The sequence below is a fragment of the Streptomyces sp. LARHCF249 genome, assembly GCF_052871255.1.
Window position 1 is genome coordinate 381,394 of record NZ_JBIXJQ010000002.1, and the last position, 21,606, is coordinate 402,999.

The window sequence follows — 21,606 nt, forward strand, 5'->3', positions numbered from 1 at the left end:
GTGGCCCTGCGTCTATCCTCTCCAACGCCTGAGTCGGCGTGAGCGTGCCCCAGGCCCCCGCATACGATGTGAGCGAAGTCTCCGCCCGCTCCCCGACTCGATAGGTACCTGCCTGATGAGCCTCTCCTCCACCGCCCACAACCTGGTCGTCCTCGCCTCGGAGGGGGCCGGGCAGCACGGCGGCAACCACGACAGCCTCAATCCCTACCTGACCGGCGGCGGAGCGTTCGTCATCCTCATGCTGATGCTCTGGGTCACCACGCGCCTGAACCGCGACCGCTAGGTCACCCGACCGCCAGGTCACCCCGACCTGGACCGCCCGGTCCGCCGGGCCAGTAGGCTCTGCGCTCATGGGAGAGCAGGAGACGCCCACCGGCCCGGTCAAGCGCCGGCTCGGGGTGATGGGCGGCACATTCGACCCGATCCACCACGGACACCTGGTGGCCGCCAGCGAGGTGGCCGCGCTGTTCCACCTCGACGAGGTGGTGTTCGTGCCGACCGGCCAGCCGTGGCAGAAGTCGCAGCGCGCCGTGTCGCCCGCCGAGGACCGCTACCTGATGACGGTCATCGCCACGGCCTCCAACCCGCAGTTCTCGGTGAGCCGCATCGACATCGACCGCGGCGGGCCGACGTACACGATCGACACCCTGCGGGACCTGAAGGCGCTGAACGACGACGCCGACCTGTTCTTCATCACGGGTGCCGACGCGCTCTCCCAGATCCTGACCTGGCGGAACGCCGAAGAGCTGTTCTCGCTCGCCCATTTCATCGGGGTCACCCGGCCCGGCCACGTCCTCACCGACGACGGACTGCCCGAGGGCGGTGTCTCCCTCGTCGAGGTGCCCGCCCTGGCCATTTCCTCCACGGACTGCCGTGCACGGGTCGCCGAGGGGGATCCTGTCTGGTACTTGGTGCCCGACGGCGTGGTGCGCTACATCGACAAGCGTGAGCTGTACCGGGGAGCCTGAGCTTCCGGAGAGAGGGGCCCCGCGGTGAACGACCGACAGGATCAGTACGGCCGATACGATCCGCACGCAGCCCACGAGCAGCAGCTCATCGGCTACGACGCGTACGGGAGGCCGGTGTACGGCCAGGCGCCCGCGCAGCCCGCCCAGCCCGCCCAGGACTACGGACAGCAGCAGTACGGCTACGACTACCAGGCGCAGCAGCAGGGGTACGCCCAGCAGCCCCAGCAGCAGTTCTACGCGGAGCCCGCGCAGCCCGCCCAGGACTACGCCCAGCAGCCCCCCGCCTACGGGTACGACACGCAGCAGACCCAGCAGGCGCAGCAGTGGATCCCGCAGCAGACGGCCCCCGAGCCGCAGCCGCAGTCCCCGCCCGAGCCCGAGCGGCAGCGGACCCCGCAGGTCCCCGAACCGCGCCGGCCCGACGCCGAGTCCCAGGCGGGCCGGGACTACCGCACCGAGATGTTCGCCTTCATCGACCAGCCGGACGAGGACTCCGAGGACGTCATCGACTGGCTCAAGTTCACCGAGAGCCGGACCGAGCGCCGTGAAGAGGCCCGCCGCCGCGGCCGCAACCGGGTGGTGGCGCTGATCGTGGTCCTCGCGGTGTTCGTCGTCGCCGGGCTCGGCTACCTCTGGTACGCGGGCAAGCTGCCCTTCCTCGACGGTCCGGGGCAGAAGGAGAACGCCGCGGCCGCCGACGCCGGGCCGCAGAAGCGCGACATGATCGTCGTGCACGTGCACAACACCAAGAAGGGCGGCACCTCCTCGGCGCTGCTCGTCGACAACGTCACCACCCAGCAGGGCGCCACCGTCCTGCTGCCCAACACCCTCGGCGTCCCCGGCGCGGACGGCACCGCCACGGGCCTCGGCAAGGCCGTGGAAGGGGGCGGCCTCGGCACCCGCGAGGCCCTCGACTCGGTGCTCGGCACGCACATCGGCGGCACCTGGCGGCTGGACACGCCCTTCCTGGAGAACCTCGTCGAGCTGGTCGGCGGCATCGAGGTCGACACCGACGCGGCCGTCCCGGCCGACGACGCCGTCAAGGCGCCGGCCGTGGCCCAGGGCCAGAAGCAGAGCCTGAGCGGCCCGATGGCCGTCGCCTACGCCACGTACCGGGCCCAGGGCGAACCGGAGGCCAAGCAGCTCGAGCGCATGGGCAAGGTGCTGTACGCGGTCCTGCGCAAGGTCCCGAGCGACCCGAAGGCGGCCGCGGTGACGGTCGACAGCATGGGCCAGATCCTCGACCCGGCCCTGAACGCGCAGACGCTCGGCGCCCTGCTGTCGCGGCTCGGCGCGCACGCCAAGGTGGGCGCGTACCGCACCGACGTGCTCGCGGTGAAGCCCGACGGCGCCCTGACGGACGACGCCACCAAGAAGGTCGTCAAGGAGGTGCTCGGCGGCTCCGTCGCCGCGGGGCAGCCCGGCGCCGCGGCGCGCGTCGGCCTCAAGGACGCCACCGGCGACGAGAAGACGCAGGTCGCGGCGAGGGCGGCGCTGCTGAACGGCGGCTACGACTTCGTGGACGGCGGCAAGGCGGACAAGACGGCGGCCGTCTCGCAGATCACGTACCAGGACGACGCCCAGAAGGACCGGGCGATCGAGGTCGCCAAGACGCTGGGGCTGCCCGAGACGGCCGTGAAGAAGGGCGAGAACGCCGTGAACGCGGACATCGTGGTGGTCCTCGGCAAGGACTACAAGGCGTCCTGAACCACGGCTCCGAGGCTCTGCCACCGGCCTGACATGGGGGTTCGCCCGCGCGGGACGTTCCGCGCGGGCGGTGTCGGCGGTACATGAGACCCTTGTAAGGATCTGCCCGCCAACCCGAAAGCATGGCCAGTGACCGCCACGGACCGCTCCATCGAGCTCATCACCGCCGCCGCCCAGGCTGCGGCCGACCGGCTCGCGCACGACATCATCGCGTACGACGTCAGCGACGTGCTGTCGATCACCGACGCCTTCCTGCTCGCCTCGGCGCCCAACGACCGCCAGGTCAAGTCGATCGTCGACGAGATCGAGGAGCGCCTGCTCAAGGAGCTCGGCGCCAAGCCGGTGCGCCGCGAGGGCGACCGCGACGCCCGCTGGATCCTGCTCGACTACATCGACATCGTCGTCCACGTCCAGCACAGCGAGGAGCGCGTCTTCTACGCGCTGGAGCGCCTGTGGAAGGACTGCCCCGAGATCGAGCTCCCCGAGGACGCCAAGCTCACCATCGGCAAGGCCGAGGAGCACGCCAAGCTGCGCGAGGCGGCCGGTGACGACGAGCTGGACGGTGATCTGTTCTGAGCACGGCCACCACGGGAAAGCCCGGCAGGAAGATCGTCCTCTGGCGACACGGTCAGACCTCGTGGAACCTGGAGCGCCGCTTCCAGGGCTCCACGGACATCGAGCTGACCGAGACCGGAGTGGCGCAGGCGCGCCGCTCCGCCCGGCTGCTCGCCTCGCTGAGGCCGCACGCCATCGTGGCCTCCGACCTCCGGCGGGCCTCCGCCACGGCAGCCGAGCTGGCCTCTGTCACGGGACTGCCCGTGACGCACGACGCGGCGCTGCGCGAGACGTACGCCGGCGAGTGGCAGGGCCTGACGCACGACGAGATCCTCGGGAAGTACGGCGAGCAGTACGCGGCGTGGAAGCGCGGCGAGCCGGTCCGCCGCGGCGGCGGTGAGCTGGAGACCGAGGTCGCCGACCGCGCCGCGCCGGTGGTGCTCGAGCACGCCGGCCGGCTGCCGGAGGGCGGCACCCTCGTCGTGGTCAGCCACGGCGGCACCATCCGTACGACCATCGGCCGCCTGCTGGGCCTGGAGTCGTACTACTGGGAGGGCCTGGGCGGGCTCTCCAACTGCTGCTGGTCCGTCCTCGGCGAGGGCGCGCGCGGCTGGCGTCTGCTGGAGCACAACGCCGGCACGCTGCCGGAACCGGTGCTCGGCGACGACGACTGAGCGGCTCCGTACCGCTCCCCGCGGGGCCTCCACCCGGATTTCACTTTCCGGCTGGTCACAGGCTAGAGTTCTTCTTGTTCGCAGCGCGGAACACCGGAGACGGGGGGAGCGCGGCGGAGAGCGGGGCTATAGCTCAGTTGGTAGAGCGCCTGCATGGCATGCAGGAGGTCAGGAGTTCAATTCTCCTTAGCTCCACAATCAGGATCCCGTCCCCAACAGGGGGCGGGATCCTTGCTTTTATACCCTTTGCGATTGCTGACCAGGCACGTACCGGCATGGCAGAATCGGACGGCCGGAGGGGGAGACGACGGCCCGATGCGGGAGGGAGTCGCTGACGGATGGGTGCACACCGGCGCCGGTGCGACTGGTGCAACAACGGCACGCCGATCGTGCGGGACATGGACCCGGTCAACCCCGACTACCAGTACTGGTGCGAGGAATGCGCGCGGGCGCTGATCATAAAAGGCGACCCGATCGAGACGTACCGGGAGCTGGAGGGGGAGCCGATCTACGGCCGGCTGCTCGACGAGCACTGCACGCTCAAGCGGTTCTACCAGTTCGCAAGAGCGTGACGAGATAGGTCAAACCGGGCATGGCCTGCGGTCGACGGAAACCGATTTTTGGACCAGGGCCATGACCGTGTAATGTTTGGGACGTCGCCAAGGGGAACCGGAAACGGAAGCCGGGCGGCAGGCAAGACAAGGGGCTATAGCTCAGTTGGTAGAGCGCCTGCATGGCATGCAGGAGGTCAGGAGTTCAATTCTCCTTAGCTCCACAGTGAAGAAGCGGGCCACCCGGCTCGGGGGGCCCGCATCACGTTGGGGGTGCCCTGTCCTCCCCGCCGCCGGCCCCCCCCTGCGCGGCGGGGGCCCCCCGGCCCCGCCCCCCCCGCTTCTCGTTGTACCGGCTGTGCGTCGCCGGGAACCACTCGGTGGCGAGCAGGTCAGGGCGGCCCGGGTCTGGGCCATGCGCTCCTGGCGCAGGGCCAGTTCCTGCCGCTCGCGCTGGAGCATCGCCTCCAGGCCCAGGTCGCTCCCGCAGGGAGGACACGCCCGCAGGGCCGCGCCGGGCCCCGGGCGCCCGCCGCCGGCCCGCGCCGTCCGGGCCGCGGACAGTCCGGGCGGCGGCTGCGGCCGCTGCGGTACTCTGACGCCATGCGTGCCGTACGCCTTCTGCTTACCGAGCCGCGCTGATCAGTACCGACCCCTGCGAGACGGTCGGCATCGGCGCGGCGCCCCCTCCTGTGCGAGGGGTTTTTTCGTTTGGGCAGGCAGAGACGGCAGAGACGATCGATGGAGCTTCAGGAATCATGAGCGAGACGAACACCCCGGCCCCCGAGGCGGCCGAGGGGCACCGTTACACGGCTGCCATGGCCGCCGACATCGAGGCACGCTGGCAGGACGCCTGGGACGCGCAGGGCACGTACGAGGCCCCGAACCCGACCGGTGATCTGGCCGGTGACCCCGCCGTGGTCGCGCGGCCCAAGAAGTTCATCATGGACATGTTCCCGTACCCGTCCGGCGCGGGGCTGCACGTCGGCCACCCGCTCGGGTACATCGCCACCGACGTCTTCGCGCGCCACCAGCGGATGACCGGGCACAACGTCCTGCACACCCTGGGCTTCGACGCCTTCGGCCTGCCGGCCGAGCAGTACGCCGTGCAGACCGGCACGCACCCGCGCGTGTCGACCGAGGCGAACATCGAGAACATGAAGCTCCAGCTGCGCCGGCTGGGCCTGGGCCACGACAAGCGCCGGTCCTTCGCCACGATCGACCCGGACTACTACAAGTGGACCCAGTGGATCTTCCTGCAGATCTACAACTCCTGGTACGACGCGGACGCGCAGAAGGCCCGGCCGATCGCCGAGCTGGTCGCCGCGTTCGAAAGCGGCTCCCGCGAGGTTCCCGGCGGCCGCGCCTGGGCGGCGCTGACCGCGGGCGAGCGGGCCGACGTACTGAACGAGTACCGGCTGGCGTACGCCTCGGACGCGCCCGTCAACTGGTGCCCCGGCCTGGGCACCGTACTGGCCAACGAGGAGGTCACCGCGGACGGCCGGTCCGAGCGCGGCAACTTCCCGGTCTTCAAGGCCAAGCTGAGCCAGTGGAACATGCGGATCACCGCCTACGCGGACCGGCTGCTGGACGACCTGGACGCGCTGGACTGGCCCGAGGCCATCAAGCTGCAGCAGCGGAACTGGATCGGCCGCAGCGAGGGCGCGCGCGTCGACTTCCCGCTGGGCGACGAGGCGATCACCGTCTTCACCACCCGCCCGGACACCCTGTTCGGCGCCACCTACATGGTGCTGGCGCCCGAGCACCCGCTGGTGGAGAAGTTCATTCCGGCCGCCTGGCCCGAGGGCACCCACGACGTGTGGACCGGAGGACACGCCACGCCGGCCGACGCCGTCACCGCGTACCGCAAGCAGGCCGCCTCGAAGTCCGACGTCGAGCGCCAGGCCGAGGCCAAGGACAAGACCGGCGTCTTCACCGGTGAGTACGCGGTCAACCCGGTCAGCGGCGAAAAGGTCCCGGTCTTCATCGCCGACTACGTGCTGATGGGCTACGGCACCGGCGCGATCATGGCCGTTCCGGCGCACGACGGCCGCGACTTCGAGTTCGCGCGGGCCTTCGAGCTGCCGATGCGCTGCGTCGTGAAGCCGACCGACGGCCGCGGCACCGACCCGGCCGAGTGGGACGACGCCTTCGTCTCGTACGAGGCCGAGCTGGTCAACTCCACGGGCGAGGGCATCGCGCTGGACGGCCTGGGCGTGGTCGAGGCCAAGGCCGCGATCACCGACTGGCTGGCCGGGCGCGGCATCGGCGAGGGCACGGTCAACTTCCGGCTGCGCGACTGGCTGTTCAGCCGCCAGCGCTACTGGGGCGAGCCCTTCCCGATCGTCTACGACGAGGACGGCGTCGCGCACCCGCTGCCCGAGTCGATGCTGCCGCTGGAGCTGCCGGAGGTCGAGGACTACTCGCCGCGCACCTTCGAGCCGGACGACGCCGCCTCCAAGCCGGAGACCCCGCTGTCCCGCAACGAGGCCTGGGTCAACGTCGAGCTGGACCTGGGCGACGGGCGCGGTGTGCGCTCCTTCCGCCGCGAGACCAACACCATGCCCAACTGGGCCGGTTCCTGCTGGTACGAGCTGCGCTACCTGGACCCGAACAACGGGTCGGCGCTGGTGGACCCCGCGATCGAGCAGTACTGGATGGGCCCGCGCGAGGGCGCGCCGCACGGCGGTGTCGACCTGTACGTGGGCGGCGCCGAGCACGCGGTGCTGCACCTGCTGTACGCGCGCTTCTGGTCGAAGGTGCTGTTCGACCTGGGCCACGTGTCGTCGGCGGAGCCGTTCCACAAGCTGTTCAACCAGGGCATGATCCAGGCGTACGCCTACACCGACGAGCGCGGTGTGTACGTCCCGGCGGCCGAGGTCGAGGAGCGCGACGGGGGGTACTTCTACGAGGGCAAGCAGGTCAAGCGCGAGCACGGCAAGATGGGCAAGTCCCTGAAGAACGCCGTCACGCCGGACGAGATCTGCGAGGAGTACGGCGCGGACACCCTGCGCCTGTACGAGATGGCGATGGGTCCGCTGGACGTCTCGCGGCCGTGGGACACCCGGGCCGTGGTCGGCCAGTACCGGCTGCTGCAGCGCCTGTGGCGCAACATCGTCGACGAGGAGACCGGCCGGGTCACCGTCGTGGACGGGGAGCCCGGCGAGGACACGCTGCGCGCCCTGCACAAGGCCATCGACGGGGCCGGCGCGGACATGGCGGGGCTGCGCTTCAACACCGCCATCGCGAAGATCACCGAGCTGAACAACACCCTGACGAAGGCGGGCCGTCCGCTGGAGCGCACGGTGGCCGAGGCGCTGGTACGGCTGGTCGCGCCGCTGGCCCCGCACATCGCGGAGGAGCTGTGGCACCGCCTGGGACACAGCGACTCGGTGGTCCACCAGGACTTCCCGGTCGCGGACCCGGCGTACGTCGTGGACGAGACCGTGACGTGCGTGGTGCAGGTCAAGGGCAAGGTCAAGGCGCGCCTGGAGGTGCCGCCGACGATCTCGGACGCGGAGCTGGAGCAGCTGGCGGTCGGCGATGCGGGTGTGGTCGCGGCCCTGGGCGGTGCCGAGATCCGCAAGGTGATCGTGCGCGCGCCGAAGCTGGTGAACATCGTCATCTGAGGCTGCCCCCCGCCATGGGGGACATCCCGTACGGGCAGGTTGGGGGTTCGAATGGAACCCCTGGCCTGCCTGTGGCGTTTACGGTGGAGGGGAAGAGCTGACGCCTGGGGAAAGGGGCCACCATGGAGGCCGCGTTGATCATCTTCGCGCTGATGTTGCTGGCCGTCGTCGGCCTCGGCGCGTACCTCACGGTCAAGGCGGTGGGTGCGGCCAAGCGGGGCGTGGAGCGCACGGTCGTCCAGGCCCGGCGCACGGTGGAGGACACGGCCCTGCGGGCCAAGAGCTTCGGCCAGGTGGGTGTGGTGGGGGCGCTGGCGCAGCTGCGGCTGGACCTGCGGACGTCGATGCGGGCCACGCAGCAGGCGCTGTCCGAGGGAGCTCGGGTGGACGCCTCGCTGAAGGAGTCCCTCGTACTGTTCGAGCGGCTGAGCGCGCACGGCCAGGAGCTGGACGTGGAGCTCAAGCGGCTGGAGCAGGAGCCGGACCGGCAGCGGACCGCCGAGCGCCTTCCGGAGCTGCGGGAGCGCACGGCCAAGATCGTCGAGTCTGCGGACTCGCTGCGGTGGGCGGCCCGGGACCGGGCCCGGCGCTTCGCCGAGGACGACCTGTCCGACCTGTCGGCGCGGATCGAGATGGAGTCCGGGGCGCTGCGGGACTGGCAGCGGGAGCCGGCGGACGACCTGGCGGCGGCGGCCGCGGCGTGGGACGCTGCGCAGGCGACGGAGCCGCAGCAGGAGGCTTTGAACCCGGCCGCTCCGGCGACGCCGTACCCGTGGGAGAAGGCCCGGCGGCCCGAGACCACGACGTAGGTTCGGCCACGCCGGCGCTTGGCCCCGCAGGGCGCGCGAACGCCCCGACGAGGGGCCCAGGCTGCCGACCCACCCCCACGGGCGGTACCCTCCGGCTCATGTCCCGCCATGTCGCCATCGTCACCGATTCCACGGCCTACCTGCCCCAACCGGCCATGGCGCGGCACGGAATCACCTCCGTCCCGCTCACCGTGGTACTCGGCGGCGAGGCCCTGGAGGAGGGAACCGAGATCTCGGCGCGCAGCCTCGCCCTGGCGCTGCAGAAGCGCCGCTCGGTCACAACCTCCCGGCCCAGCCCGGAGGAGTTCGTCCGGGCCTACCGGGCGGCCGCGGAGGCCGGTGCCACCGGCATCGTCAGCCTGCACCTGTCCGCCGAGTTCTCCGGCACCTACGACGCCGCCGTGGTCGCCGCGCGGACCGCGCCGGTGCCCGTCCGCGTCGTGGACACCGGCATGGTCGCGATGGCCCTCGGCTTCTGCGCGCTCGCCGCCGCCGAGGTGGCCGAGGCGGGCGGCTCCGCCGACGAGGCGGTGGCCGCCGCCGAGAAGCGGGCCGCGGACATGTCCGCGTACTTCTACGTCGACACCCTCGACTACCTCCGCCGCGGCGGGCGGATCGGGGCCGCCCAGGCCCTCCTCGGCTCGGCGCTGGCCGTGAAGCCCCTGCTGACGCTGGACGGCGGGCGGATCGAGATGCTGGAGAAGGTGCGTACGGCCTCCAAGGCCATCGCCCGCCTGGAGGAGCTGGCCGTGGAGCGCGCCGGAGCCGGCAGCGTCGATGTCGCGGTGCACCACCTGGCGGCGCCGGAGCGGGCCGAGAAACTCGCCCAGCGGCTGCGCGAACGCATTCCCGGGCTGGTCGAACTGCACGTCAGCGAGGTCGGTGCGGTCATCGGCGCACACACGGGGCCGGGGCTGCTGGCGGCGGTCGTCTCGCCGCGCTGAGGACCGGCCGGTTCACCGGAACGGGTGGCCCGGATATCCACAACGGGGCCGCTGTCCACCGGAATTGAGGGCTCCGAACGAGGGGACGGATTCGTCCCTACCGTCGTGGCATGACTCTTCGAACGCGTACTTCGCATCCGTCGGGCGCCACCAGCGGCCCGGGCCGGTCCCGTCTCTCCGACGGCCGTCTGCGACACCGCCGCGGCCAGGGCGCCCGCCGTGGCCGCCGGACCCCGCACGCGGAACCGGAGGCCGTGCGCCGCCGGGCCGAAGCCCTGCTGGGCGGCAGCAGTCCGCCGCCGCCCCGGCCCGAGGCGGAGCCAGGGCCCGCGCCCGAGGAGGCGGCCGGGCTGTCTCCCGATGTCGCGCGCAGGCTGGCGCTGCGGGAGCGGCTGCCGGTGTGGTTCCAGACCCGCTGCGGGGTGGAGCCGCGCACGGTGGCCGCGGTCGGGGTCGTGCTCGCCGTCGCCGTCGGCTTCGCCGCGCAGCAGTTCTGGTCCGCCCGGCCGCGGCCGGTGACCGCGCCCGCGGTGATCGCCCCGGCGGCCCCGGCAGCCGCCACGGCGCCGGCCCTGGCGGGAGGCGCCGCGCGGATCGTCGTCGACATCGGCGGCAAGGTCCGGGAGCCGGGCGTGCGGAGGCTGCCCGCCGGTTCACGCGTCGAGGACGCGCTGGCCGCCGCGGGCGGTGTGCGGCCCGGTACGGACACCACCGGGCTGAACCGGGCCCGGGTGCTGGTGGACGGCGAGCAGGTGCTGGTGGGAGTCCCCGGGCAGCCTCCACCGGGCGGCAGCGGGTCCGGGCCGGGTCCGGGACCGCTCAGCCTCGGCTCGGCCACGGTCGAGCAGCTGGACGGGCTGCCGGGCGTCGGGCCGGTGCTGGCGCAGCACATCGTCGACTTCCGCACCGCCCGCGGGGGCTTCCGCTCCGTGGAGGAGCTGCGGCAGGTCAACGGCATCGGCGAGCGGCGCTTCGCCGACCTGCGCACGCTGGTGCGGCCGTGAACGGCCTCGAGGACGCGGGGGCGGGGGCGGGAGCGGGGGCGGGGCCGAGGGCGCCGGCGGACCTGCGCCTGGTGGCGCCGGCCCTGGCAGCCTGGGCGGCGGCCGCCCTCGCCCTGGACGCGCCCGCGGGACCGACCGCCGTCGTGGTGGGCGTGGGGGTGGCCGGAGCGGGGCTGCTGCTCCTGGCAGGTTGCAGCCCCGGGCCCCGCTGGAGGGCCGCCCCGGCCTTGGCCGCGGCCCTGCTGTGCGCCTGCGCCGGTGCCGGCGTGGCGGGGCTCCAGCGGGCCGAGGCGCGGGCCGGGCCCGTGGTGGGGCTGGCCCGGGAGCACGCCCGGGTCCTGGCGGAACTCACCGTCGGTTCCGATCCGCGGGTCGCCGGGAGCGGGAGCGTCCGGGGGAGCGGGCCGCCGGTGGTGGTGCTGGACGCGGTGCTGACGGAGGTGACCGGGCCCGACGGAGCGCGGACCCGGGTCGAGACCCCGGTGCGGGTGCTGGCCGGGCACCCGGGATGGGCCCGGCTGCTGCCCTCCACCCGGGTGGCGGTCGTCGCCCGGCTGGCCCCGGCGCGGGACGGGGAGCGGGCCGTGGCCCTGCTGCGCCCGTCCGGCGACACCCCGCCCGCGGTGACCGGCGGCCCGGACACCGCGCAGCGGCTCGCCGGGCGGCTGCGGGCCGGGCTGCGCGAGGCCACCGAGGGGCTCGCACCGGATGCCAGGGCCCTGCTGCCGGGACTGGTCGTCGGGGACACGTCCAGGGTGCCGCCCGATCTGCAGGCGGCGTTCAAGGCCACCGACCTGCTGCACCTGCTGGCCGTGTCCGGGTCCAACCTGACCGTGGTGCTGTTCCTGCTCATCGGGCCCCCCGCCCGTGCGCAGCAGGCCGAGCGGCGCGGGCTGGCGCCCCGGCTCGGGCTCTCGCTGCGGGCCACCGCCCTGTGCGGGGCGGCCCTGACGCTGGCGTTCGTGGTGGTGTGCCGGCCGGAGCCGAGCGTGCTGCGGGCCGCGGCCTGCGGGGCGGTCACCCTGCTGGCCCTCGCCACCGGGCGGCGCAGGTCCCTGATCCCGGCCCTGGGCGCCGCCGTACTGCTGCTGGTCCTCTACGACCCCTGGCTGGCGCGCAGTTACGGCTTCCTGCTGTCCGTCCTGGCCACGGGCGCCCTGCTCACCCTCGCCCCCCGGTGGAGCGAGGCGCTGCGGCGGCGGGGGATGCGGCCGCGGTTCGCCGAGGCGCTGGGGGCGGCCGCGGCCGCCCAGGCGGTGTGTGCGCCCGTGGTCGCGGTGCTCTCCGCCCGGGTCAGCCTCGTGGCGGTGCCGTGCAACCTGCTGGCCGAGCTGGCGGCCGGTCCGGCGACGGTGCTCGGCTTCGCGGCGCTCGCCGTGGCCCCCGTGTGGATGGCCGCCGCGCGGGTGATCGCCTGGTGCGCCGGGGTGCCCGCCGGGTGGATCGCCCAGGTGGCCCGTACCGGGGCACGGCTGCCGGGGGCCGAGCTGGCCTGGCCGGGCGGGCTCACCGGCGGGCTGCTGCTGGCCGCCGCCACCGTGGCCCTCGTGCTCCTCGGCGCCCGGTTCGGCAGGCGGCGATGGCTCTGCCCGGCACTGGCGGTGCTGCTGCTCCTGGCCGTGCTGCGGCCGCCGCAGCTCACCCGTACGCTCACCGGCTGGCCCCCGCCCGACTGGAGCTACGTGCAGTGCGCCGTGGGGCAGGGGGACGCCGCGGTACTCGCCCTCGGCCCGGGCGAGGCCCTGGTGGTGGACGCCGGGCCGGATCCCGGTCCGGTGGACGCCTGCCTGCGCGCGTTGGGCGTGCGCCGGGTGCCGATGCTGCTGCTGACGCACTTTCACGCCGACCATGTACGAGGCCTGTCCGGTGTGCTGCGGGGCCGGTCGGTGGGTGTGATTCAGACCACCGCGCTGGCAGAGCCGCCGGGGCAGGCGCAGTTCGTCCACCGGACCGCGGCCGCCGCGGGCGTACCCGTCGTACGGGCCGCGGCGGGGGAGCGGCGGCGGGCCGGACCGCTGGAATGGCAGGTGCTGTGGCCGCCGGTGGCCGGGCCGCCGCCCGAGGGTCCCAACGACGCGAGCGTCGCCCTGCTGGTCCGGCGCGCGGGGCTGACCCTGCTCCTGCTCGGCGACCTCGAACCGCCCGCACAGCAGGGCCTCTTGAGGGACCATCCGCAGCTGGGCCCGGTGGATGTGGTCAAGGTCGCGCACCACGGCTCCGCGCACCAGGACCCGGGGCTGTACGCGCGGATCCGGCCCCGGCTCGCCGTCGTCCCGGTCGGCGCGGCCAATCGCTACGGGCATCCCGCACCGGGTACGCTCGCCCGGCTGCGGGCCTCGGGGGCGGCCGTACTGCGTACCGACACCGACGGGTCGATCGCCGTGTCCGGCGCCGGCTCGGGGATGCGGGTGTTCCCGGCGGGCCGCCGACGTGGGCGACGTGGGCGACACGGGCATTCCGGGCGCGGTCATTCTGTTTGCCCACAACCCGACAGCATGATCGAATGCGTCTTCGCCAGAGCGGTCCAAGTCCACACAGCACGGGGGTGCACCAGCCATGTTCGGACGCCGACGGGGGATGGAGACGGCCGGAAGTTCCGGCCCGCACACATCCGCGACACTGACCCTGCCACCGACGGCAGGTCTGCTCAACTGCCGGGTTCTCGACACCGTCCACCGGCCGGTCAGACAGGCCGCGTTCGAGGTGACCGATCCGATCGGGCGCCGGATCGTCAGCGGCGTGACCGATCCGTACGGCGGGTTCACGGCGGTCGTGCCGGAGGGGGAGTACCGGCTCTCGGTCACCGCCGAGGGGTACGCGCCGTTCCACGGGGCGACGCTGGTGGGGGACCCGGCGCAGCCCGGAACCGGGGAGATCGTCCTCGACGCGGTGGAGCCGCCGCTGCTGCCGCAGCCCGGCCACTGGGAGCTCGACCCGGCGCACTCGTCGATCGCGTTCACGGCCCGGCACATCGGCTTCGCCCGGATCGGCGGCCGGTTCAACACGTTCGCCGGCGCGGTACGGATAGCGGACCGCATGGAGGACTCCTCCATGCACGTGATCATCGACGCGGCGAGCATCGATACCGGGTTGCGGCTGCGCGACGACCACCTGAGATCCGCCGACTTCCTGGACGCGGCCCGGCACCCGACGGTGGAGTTCTACAGCGAGCGGTTCATCCACCGCAGCGGCAGCCGCTGGACCGTCGCGGGCGCCCTCACCCTCCACGGGGTCGGCCGTTCCGTCACCCTGGACACCCAGTACCTGGGTCTGGGCACCGGCCTGGAGGGCGAGCCGCGCGCCGCCTGCCGGGCCACCACCGAACTGCACCGCGAGGACTTCGCCTTGAACTGGCAGTCGGTGCTGGCGCACGGCATCGCGGCGATCGGTTCGAGCGTGGAAGTGACGCTGGACGTGCAGATCGTCCACAAGGCCTGAGCCCGGCGGGACTCCTACGGGGCCTCCAGCCAGCCCTCGTACTCGGCGGCGAGGGCGTCCAGTACGGCGGTGTCGAGCCGTTCCCGCGGGTCCTCGACGACCACCAGCCACTGGGCGTCCTCGGCGTCGTCCTCACCGGCCAGGGCGTCGCGCAGCAGCTGGGGTTCCTCCGGGAGGCCGAAGCGGTCGACGGCTTCCTGCGCCACCTCCTCGGCGGCGTCGCGGTCGGGCAGGACGAGTACATGGCGCACGTTCACGCGACCATTCTCACGTATCGGGTCAGGGGGGCCGCGGGGCCGGGGACTGTCAGTACGGCGTGGGATGCTGGAGCCGATGGCCACCAGGAAGAACTCCACCGACGATCCGCTTGCCCCGCTCACCCTCGCGGTGGGGCAGGAGGACCTGCTGCTCGACCGCGCCGTACGGGAGGTGGTCGCGGCCGCCCGCGCCGCCGACGCCGACACGGACGTCCGCGACCTCGCCTCCGAGCAGCTCCAGCCCGGCACGCTGGCCGAGCTGACCAGTCCGTCGCTCTTCTCCGAGCGCAAGGTCCTGATCGTGCGCGGCGCCCAGGACCTGTCCGCCGACACCGTCAAGGAGGTGAAGGCGTACCTCGAGGCGCCCTACGAGGAGATCAGCCTCGTCCTCCTCCACGCGGGCGGGGCCAAGGGCAAGGGCCTGCTGGACGCGGCGCGCAAGGCGGGCGCCCGGGAGGTCGCCTGCCCGAAGATGACGAAGCCGGCGGACCGGCTGGCCTTCGTACGGGGCGAATTCCGCACGCTGGGCCGGTCGGCCACGCCGGAGGCGTGCCAGACCCTGGTCGACGCGATCGGCAGCGACCTGCGGGAGCTGGCGAGTGCGGCGGCGCAGCTGTGCGCGGACGTCGAGGGCACCATCGACGAGGCCGTGGTCGGCCGCTACTACACGGGCCGGGCCGAGGCCTCCAGCTTCACCGTCGCCGACCGGGCGGTCGAAGGGCGTGCGGCGGAGGCTCTCGAAGCCCTGCGCTGGTCCTTGTCCACCGGGGTGGCGCCGGTCCTGATCACCAGCGCCCTGGCCCAGGCCGTGCGGGCGATCGGGAAGCTGGCCTCCGCCCCGCGCGGGGCCCGCCCCGGCGACCTCGCCCGGGACCTGGGAATGCCGCCCTGGAAGATCGACCGGGTCCGCCAGCAGATGCGCGGCTGGTCGGCGGACGGCGTCGCGGACGCCCTGCGCGCCGTGGCCGCCGCCGACGCGGGGGTCAAGGGCGGCGGCGACGATCCCGAGTACGCGCTGGAGAAGGCGGTCGTGGCCGTGGCCCGCGCGGCCCGCCCCCAGCGCCGCTGACAGCCGACACGCGAAGGCCCCGGCCGCCGCCCTGGGGAAGGGCGGAGGCCGGGGCCTTCGGTTACCGCTGTACTGCTTGGGTTGCGCCGCACCCGCGTGGCGAACGCAGGCCGCGTGCGGCGCGGTGTGCCGGTGAAGGAGCGGAAGAGAGGGCCCGCTGGGTCCTTACCGGCGATTTACATCGAGAGCTCAGCCCTGCAGGGAGGCAACCTTGGAGGCCAGCGCCGACTTCTTGTTGGCGGCGGCGTTCTTGTGGATGACACCCTTCGAGACAGCCTTGTCGAGCGCACGCGCGGCGGCGCGAGAAGCCACGGTGGCCTTCTCGACGTCACCGGCGACGACGGCCTCGCGGGCCTTGCGGATCGCGGTCTTGAGCGAGGACTTGACGGCCTTGTTGCGCAGGCGCGCCTTCTCGTTCGTCTTGTTCCGCTTGATCTGGGACTTGATGTTCGCCACGAAAGAGCCTTTTCAGGTTCAGAGTTTTGTTCTTCGGATTGTGCCTCGACAGCTGAGAGGGCATACGAGACACAGCTGCCCAGGCTACCAGGCACGCTCCTGGCGGCCCAAACCGAGCGCACTGCCCCGTCCATGGGACCATGGGAGGACTCAGACTTCGTTCCGAGTTCCGACTGCGACCGAGAATCAGGACACTGCGTGCCCGCGATCCCCAGCCACGTGCCCGAGCCGAGCCGTACCGACCCGGCGCTGATCCGCAATTTCTGCATCATCGCGCACATCGACCACGGCAAGTCGACCCTTGCCGACCGGATGCTCCAGCTCACCGGTGTGGTCGACCAGCGGCAGATGCGCGCCCAGTACCTCGACCGCATGGACATCGAGCGTGAGCGCGGCATCACGATCAAGTCCCAGGCGGTCCGACTGCCCTGGGCGCCCACCACCGGTGAGGGTCAGGGCAGCACCCACATCCTCAACATGATCGACACCCCCGGGCACGTCGACTTCACGTACGAGGTCTCGCGCTCCCTCGCCGCGTGCGAGGGCACGGTCCTGCTGGTGGACGCCGCGCAGGGCATCGAGGCGCAGACCCTCGCCAACCTGTACCTGGCGATGGAGAACGACCTCGCGATCGTCCCGGTGCTGAACAAGATCGACCTGCCGGCCGCCCAGCCGGAGAAGTTCGCGGAGGAGCTCGCGAACCTGGTCGGCTGCCAGCCCGAGGACGTCCTGCGGGTCTCCGCGAAGACCGGTCTGGGCGTGGAAGCGCTGCTCGACAAGGTCGTCGCCACGGTTCCGGCCCCGGTCGGCGTCAAGGACGCCCCGGCCCGCGCCATGATCTTCGACTCGGTCTACGACTCGTACCGCGGCGTGGTCACCTACGTCCGTGTGGTCGACGGCCAGCTCAACAAGCGCGAGCGCATCCGGATGATGTCCACCGGCGCCACCCACGAGCTGCTGGAGATCGGTGTCTCCTCCCCGGAGATGACCCCGGCCGACGGCATCGGCGTCGGCGAGGTGGGCTACATCATCACCGGCGTGAAGGACGTGCGTCAGTCCAAGGTCGGTGACACCATCACCAGCCTGCACCACGGCGCGACCGAGGCCCTCGGCGGCTACAAGGACCCGCGGCCGATGGTCTTCTCGGGTCTGTACCCGCTCGACGGCTCGGACTACCCGGACCTGCGCGAGGCCCTGGACAAGCTGCAGCTCAACGACGCCGCGCTCGTATACGAGCCGGAGACCTCGGCGGCGCTCGGCTTCGGCTTCCGCGTCGGCTTCCTCGGCCTGCTCCACCTGGACGTGGTCCGCGAGCGCCTGGAGCGCGAGTTCGGCCTCGACCTGATCGCCACCGCGCCCAACGTGGTCTACCGGGTGGTCCTGGAGGACGGCAAGGAAGTCACCGTCACCAACCCGAGCGAGTTCCCCGAGGGCAAGATCTCGGACGTGTTCGAGCCGGTCGTGCGGGCCACGATCCTCGCCCCCAGCGAGTTCATCGGCGCGATCATGGAGCTCTGCCAGACCCGCCGCGGCACCCTGCTCGGCATGGACTACCTCTCCGAGGACCGGGTCGAGATCCGCTACACCCTCCCGCTCGCGGAGATCGTCTTCGACTTCTTCGACCAGCTGAAGTCCAAGACGCGGGGTTACGCCTCCCTCGACTACGAGCCCACCGGCGAGCAGTCCGGCAGCCTGGTCAAGGTCGACATCCTGCTGCACGGCGACAAGGTCGACGCCTTCTCCGCCGTCACGCACAAGGACGCCGCCTACGCCTACGGCGTGCGCCTCGTCGCCAAGCTGCGCGAGCTCATCCCGCGGCAGGCCTTCGAGGTGCCGATCCAGGCCGCTATCGGCTCCCGCGTCATCGCCCGCGAGACCATTCGCGCCATCCGCAAGGACGTGCTCGCCAAGTGCTACGGCGGTGACATCTCCCGTAAGCGGAAGCTGCTGGAGAAGCAGAAGGAAGGCAAGAAGCGGATGAAGATGGTCGGCTCCGTGGAGGTCCCGCAGGAGGCCTTCATCGCCGTCCTCTCCAGCGACGAGTCGGGCGGCAAGAAGAAGTAGCGGCGCCCGCGACCGCTGCGGAAGCAGGCCCTCACGCTCCGGCGTGAGGGCCTCTTTCGTTATGAACCGGCCGCTTGCGGGCTCTTACGCAGGCGGCGGACGGCCTCTAGTCTGATCACTGCTCGATGGTTACTCGCCAGTCACCTGCTGGTTACGTCTCAAACCCCGCCTGTCCCGATGCGCCCCCCCAAGCGCCCCACGCCCACGCACTGCCGCGTGGTCCGGTCCGGAGGATGTCGTGAGCGACACACAGACCTTGATCGAGAACCGCCCGCCCTCGGTGGCGGCCCTCTTCCTTGAGCGCGTGGCCGCCACGCCGCATGCGGAGGCGTACCGGTACCCCGTGCCCGCGGCCGGCGGCCAGGGCCCCGACGACTGGAAGTCGCTGAGCTGGGGCCAGGCGGCCGAGCGGGTCTTCGCCATCGCCGCCGGGCTGGTCGACCTCGGCCTGGGGCCGGAGCAGCGGGTCGCGCTCGCCTCCAACACCCGGGTCGAGTGGATCCTCGCCGACCTCGGCGTGATGTGCGCCGGCGGCGCGGTCACCACCATCTACCCCAGCACGAACGCCGAGGAGTCGGCGTACATCCTGGCGGACTCCGAGAGCCGGGTGCTCATCGCCGAGGACGGCAAGCAGCTGGCCAAGGCGCGCGAGCGCCGCGCCGACCTGCCGAACCTCGCCCACGTGGTGGTCGTGGAGACCGCCGACGCGGTCGCCGCCGAGGGAGACCCCGAGGGCTGGGTGCTCTCGCTCGCCGATCTGGAGGCGCGCGGCAAGGAGTACCTCGCCAAGCACCCGGAGGCGGTCAAGGAGCGGATCTCGGCCATCACCGCCGACCAGCTCGCCACCCTCATCTACACCTCCGGCACCACCGGCCGCCCCAAGGGCGTCCGGCTGCTGCACGACAACTGGTCGTACATGGCCAAGGCCACCGTCGCCACCGGCCTGATCACCAAGGACGACGTCCAGTACCTGTGGCTGCCGCTGGCCCACGTCTTCGGCAAGGTGCTGACCTCCGGGCAGATCGAGGTCGGCCACGTGACCGCCGTCGACGGCCGCATCGACAAGATCATCGAGAACCTGCCGGTCGTGCAGCCGACGTACATGGCGGCCGTCCCGCGCATCTTCGAGAAGGTCTACAACGGCGTCGCCGCCAAGGCCCGGGCCGGCGGCGGGGCCAAGTACAAGATCTTCCAGTGGTCGGTCGGCGTGGCCCGCGAGTACGCCAAGGTCACCCAGGACAACTTCCGCCGCACCGGTCAGGCGACCGCCCCCTTCGGCCTCGCCACCAAGCACAAGATCGCCGACACGCTCGTCTTCTCCAAGCTCCGCGAGGCCTTCGGCGGCAACCTGCGCGCCGCCGTCTCCGGCGCCTCCGCCCTCGCGCCCGACATCGGCTACTTCTTCTCCGGCGCCGGCATCCACATCCTCGAGGGCTACGGCCTGACCGAGTCCAGCGCCGCCTCCTTCGTCAACCCGGGCGAGGCCTACCGCACCGGCACCGTCGGCAAGCCGCTCCCCGGCACCGAGGTCCGCATCGCCGACGACGGCGAGGTCCTGCTGCGCGGCCCCGGCATCATGCAGGGCTACCACGGCCAGCCCGAGAAGACGGCCGAGGTGCTGGAGTCCGACGGCTGGCTGCACACGGGCGACATCGGCGAGCTCTCGGCCGACGGCTACCTGCGCATCACCGACCGCAAGAAGGACCTGATCAAGACCTCGGGCGGCAAGTACGTCGCCCCGGCCGAGGTCGAGGGCCAGTTCAAGGCGATCTGCCCGTACGTGTCGACCATCGTCGTGCACGGCGCCGACCGGAACTTCTGCTCCGCCCTGATCGCGCTCGACGAGCCGTCGATCATGGGCTGGGCGGCCGAGAACGGGCTGGAGGGCAAGACGTACGGGCAGGTCCTGGCCGCGCCGGAGACCAACCGCCTGATCGAGACCTACGTCCAGACCCTCAACGAGGGCCTCCAGCGGTGGCAGACGGTCAAGAAGTTCCGGATCCTGCCGCGCGACCTCGACGTCGAGCACGGCGACCTCACGCCCAGCCTCAAGCTGAAGCGCCCGGTCGTCGAGCGTGAGTTCAAGCACCTGATCGACGAGATGTACGAGGGCGCGCGCGAAGCCTGACGCCTGCCGCGGGCGCGGCTGCGCGGGGCGGCCGGGCCGCCCCGCGTACCCCGCCCCTTCCGGGCGGGGCCGGGTTGCCGGCGGGTGCGGGATGATGGGGGTATGCCTTCCGCACTCCCCGACGGTGAACCCATGCCCGAAGACGGCTCGCTGCCGTCGCACGCCCTGGCGGGTGCGGGGGACCGGCCGCTCGGCTTCTACCTGCACGTGCCGTACTGCGCCACGCGGTGCGGGTACTGCGACTTCAACACCTACACGGCCACCGAGCTGCGGGGCACCGGCGGTGTGCTCGCCTCTCGGGAGAACTACGCCGACACCCTGATCGACGAGGTCCGCCTCGCCCGGAAGGTGCTCGGGGACGACCCGCGGGCCGTACGGACGGTGTTCGTGGGCGGCGGTACTCCGACGCTGCTGCCCGCCGGGGACCTCGTGCGGATGCTCGCGGCGATCCGGGACGAGTTCGGCCTGGCCGAGGACGCGGAGATCACCACCGAGGCCAATCCGGAGTCCGTGAACCCGGAGTACCTGGCCGAGCTGCGGGCCGGCGGCTTCAACCGGATCTCCTTCGGCATGCAGAGCGCGAAGCAGCACGTCCTGAAGGTGCTGGACCGTACGCACACCCCCGGGCGCCCGGAGGCCTGCGTCGCCGAGGCGCGGGCGGCGGGCTTCGAGCACGTCAACCTGGACCTGATCTACGGGACGCCGGGGGAGTCGGACGAGGACTGGCGGGCGTCGCTCTCCGCCGCGCTGGGCGCCGGGCCCGACCACATCTCGGCGTACGCGCTGATCGTGGAGGAGGGCACGCAGCTGGCGCGCCGGATCCGCCGGGGCGAGGTCCCGATGACGGACGACGACGTGCACGCCGATCGGTACCTGATCGCGGACGAGGTCATGGCCGGGGCCGGGTACTCCTGGTACGAGGTGTCGAACTGGGCCACCTCGGAGGCCGGGCGCTGCCTGCACAACGAGCTGTACTGGCGCGGCGCCGACTGGTGGGGCGCGGGGCCGGGGGCGCACTCGCACGTGGGCGGGGTGCGGTGGTGGAACGTCAAGCACCCGGGAGCGTATGCCGCCGCCCTGGCGGAGGGGCGGTCTCCCGGGGCCGGCCGCGAGCTCCTGTCCGAGGAGGACCGGAGGGTCGAGCGGATCCTGCTGGAGCTCCGCTTGGTGGACGGGGTGCCGCTGTCGCTGCTCGCGCCGGCCGGGCTGGCGGCGTCGCGCCGGGCGCTGGCGGACGGGCTGCTGGAGGCCGGGCCGTACGAGGGCGGGCGGGCCGTGCTGACCCTGCGGGGGCGGTTGCTGGCCGATGCGGTGGTCCGGGACCTGGTGGACTAGCCGGCGGGCCGGCCGGGG

The 21,606-nt window shown here is 72.3% G+C and carries 17 protein-coding genes, 2 tRNA genes and 1 pseudogene; 18 read left to right on the top strand and 2 right to left on the bottom strand.

Annotated elements, in window-relative coordinates; translation table 11 throughout:
* Window positions 1-115 precede the first annotated feature (115 nt).
* The 14 genes and pseudogenes from ACIPUC_RS06535 (at window position 116) to ACIPUC_RS06600 (ending at window position 14,279) form a co-directional block, all read left to right on the top strand.
* Complete coding sequence (locus ACIPUC_RS06535; RefSeq protein WP_446587082.1) at window positions 116-283, top strand: hypothetical protein; 168 nt, start codon at window positions 116-118, stop codon at window positions 281-283.
* Window positions 284-350: 67 nt separating this feature from the next.
* A complete protein-coding gene (nadD, locus tag ACIPUC_RS06540) occupies window positions 351-968 on the top strand; it encodes a nicotinate-nucleotide adenylyltransferase (RefSeq protein ID WP_446587083.1) in 618 nt (205 codons plus the stop codon).
* A 24-nt stretch (window positions 969-992) separates the two neighbouring features.
* The gene (locus tag ACIPUC_RS06545) at window positions 993-2,675 is read left to right on the top strand and encodes an LCP family protein (protein ID WP_446587084.1); all 1,683 of its coding nucleotides are present in this window, start codon (window positions 993-995) and stop codon (window positions 2,673-2,675) included.
* 129 nt (window positions 2,676-2,804) lie between these two features.
* Window positions 2,805-3,251: a ribosome silencing factor gene (rsfS, locus tag ACIPUC_RS06550; RefSeq protein WP_362396666.1), complete on the top strand. Its 447-nt coding sequence runs from the start codon at window positions 2,805-2,807 to the stop codon at window positions 3,249-3,251.
* On the top strand, window positions 3,248-3,904 hold the full coding sequence (locus tag ACIPUC_RS06555; RefSeq protein ID WP_446587636.1) for a histidine phosphatase family protein: 657 nt from the start codon (window positions 3,248-3,250) through the stop codon (window positions 3,902-3,904). The genes rsfS and ACIPUC_RS06555 overlap by 4 nt, the downstream gene beginning before the upstream one ends.
* Window positions 3,905-4,026: 122 nt before the next feature.
* A tRNA-Ala gene (locus tag ACIPUC_RS06560) sits at window positions 4,027-4,099 on the top strand.
* A 143-nt stretch (window positions 4,100-4,242) separates the two neighbouring features.
* Window positions 4,243-4,476 carry a hypothetical protein gene (locus ACIPUC_RS06565; RefSeq protein ID WP_008738908.1) on the top strand — a complete coding sequence of 78 codons (234 nt, stop codon included), beginning with the start codon at window positions 4,243-4,245 and terminating at the stop codon, window positions 4,474-4,476.
* Window positions 4,477-4,606: 130 nt separating this feature from the next.
* A tRNA-Ala gene (locus ACIPUC_RS06570) sits at window positions 4,607-4,679 on the top strand.
* A gap of 534 nt (window positions 4,680-5,213) precedes the next feature.
* Window positions 5,214-8,084 (top strand): leucine--tRNA ligase, encoded by a 2,871-nt coding sequence (leuS, locus tag ACIPUC_RS06575; protein ID WP_446587085.1) that lies wholly within the window; start codon window positions 5,214-5,216, stop codon window positions 8,082-8,084.
* 122 nt (window positions 8,085-8,206) lie between these two features.
* Entirely contained in the window at window positions 8,207-8,893 is a 687-nt protein-coding gene (locus ACIPUC_RS06580) for a hypothetical protein (protein ID WP_446587086.1), read from the top strand.
* A 98-nt stretch (window positions 8,894-8,991) separates the two neighbouring features.
* Window positions 8,992-9,837, top strand: coding sequence for a DegV family protein (locus ACIPUC_RS06585; protein WP_446587087.1), 846 nt, complete (start codon window positions 8,992-8,994; stop codon window positions 9,835-9,837).
* 110 nt (window positions 9,838-9,947) lie between these two features.
* Entirely contained in the window at window positions 9,948-10,841 is an 894-nt protein-coding gene (locus tag ACIPUC_RS06590) for a helix-hairpin-helix domain-containing protein (protein ID WP_446587088.1), read from the top strand.
* Window positions 10,838-13,252, top strand: a pseudogene (locus ACIPUC_RS06595) (ComEC/Rec2 family competence protein); the annotation flags it as partial. The gene ACIPUC_RS06590 and the pseudogene ACIPUC_RS06595, both read left to right, overlap by 4 nt.
* A 145-nt stretch (window positions 13,253-13,397) precedes the next feature.
* Window positions 13,398-14,279, top strand: a complete 882-nt coding sequence (locus ACIPUC_RS06600; protein ID WP_446587089.1) for a YceI family protein — start codon at window positions 13,398-13,400, stop codon at window positions 14,277-14,279.
* Between the two features lie 14 nt (window positions 14,280-14,293).
* Here ACIPUC_RS06600 and ACIPUC_RS06605 read toward each other — a convergent pair whose 3' ends face one another.
* Entirely contained in the window at window positions 14,294-14,536 is a 243-nt protein-coding gene (locus ACIPUC_RS06605) for a hypothetical protein (protein WP_446587090.1), read from the bottom strand.
* A gap of 76 nt (window positions 14,537-14,612) precedes the next feature.
* On the opposite strand from ACIPUC_RS06605, the gene holA reads away from it, so the two are divergent.
* Entirely contained in the window at window positions 14,613-15,605 is a 993-nt protein-coding gene (gene holA, locus ACIPUC_RS06610; protein WP_446587091.1) for a DNA polymerase III subunit delta, read from the top strand.
* A 189-nt stretch (window positions 15,606-15,794) separates the two neighbouring features.
* On the opposite strand, the gene rpsT is transcribed toward holA, so the two are convergent.
* Complete coding sequence (gene rpsT / locus ACIPUC_RS06615; protein ID WP_052871690.1) at window positions 15,795-16,061, bottom strand: 30S ribosomal protein S20; 267 nt, start codon at window positions 16,059-16,061, stop codon at window positions 15,795-15,797.
* Window positions 16,062-16,259: 198 nt separating this feature from the next.
* Between rpsT and lepA the strand changes: the two genes are divergently transcribed.
* The 3 genes from lepA (at window position 16,260) to hemW (ending at window position 21,588) form a co-directional block, all read left to right on the top strand.
* The gene (lepA, locus tag ACIPUC_RS06620; RefSeq protein WP_446587092.1) at window positions 16,260-18,125 is read left to right on the top strand and encodes a translation elongation factor 4; all 1,866 of its coding nucleotides are present in this window, start codon (window positions 16,260-16,262) and stop codon (window positions 18,123-18,125) included.
* A gap of 238 nt (window positions 18,126-18,363) precedes the next feature.
* Window positions 18,364-20,253: an AMP-dependent synthetase/ligase gene (locus ACIPUC_RS06625; protein WP_446587093.1), complete on the top strand. Its 1,890-nt coding sequence runs from the start codon at window positions 18,364-18,366 to the stop codon at window positions 20,251-20,253.
* Window positions 20,254-20,355: 102 nt separating this feature from the next.
* Window positions 20,356-21,588 (top strand): radical SAM family heme chaperone HemW, encoded by a 1,233-nt coding sequence (gene hemW, locus ACIPUC_RS06630; protein ID WP_446587094.1) that lies wholly within the window; start codon window positions 20,356-20,358, stop codon window positions 21,586-21,588.
* Window positions 21,589-21,606: the final 18 nt, after the last annotated feature.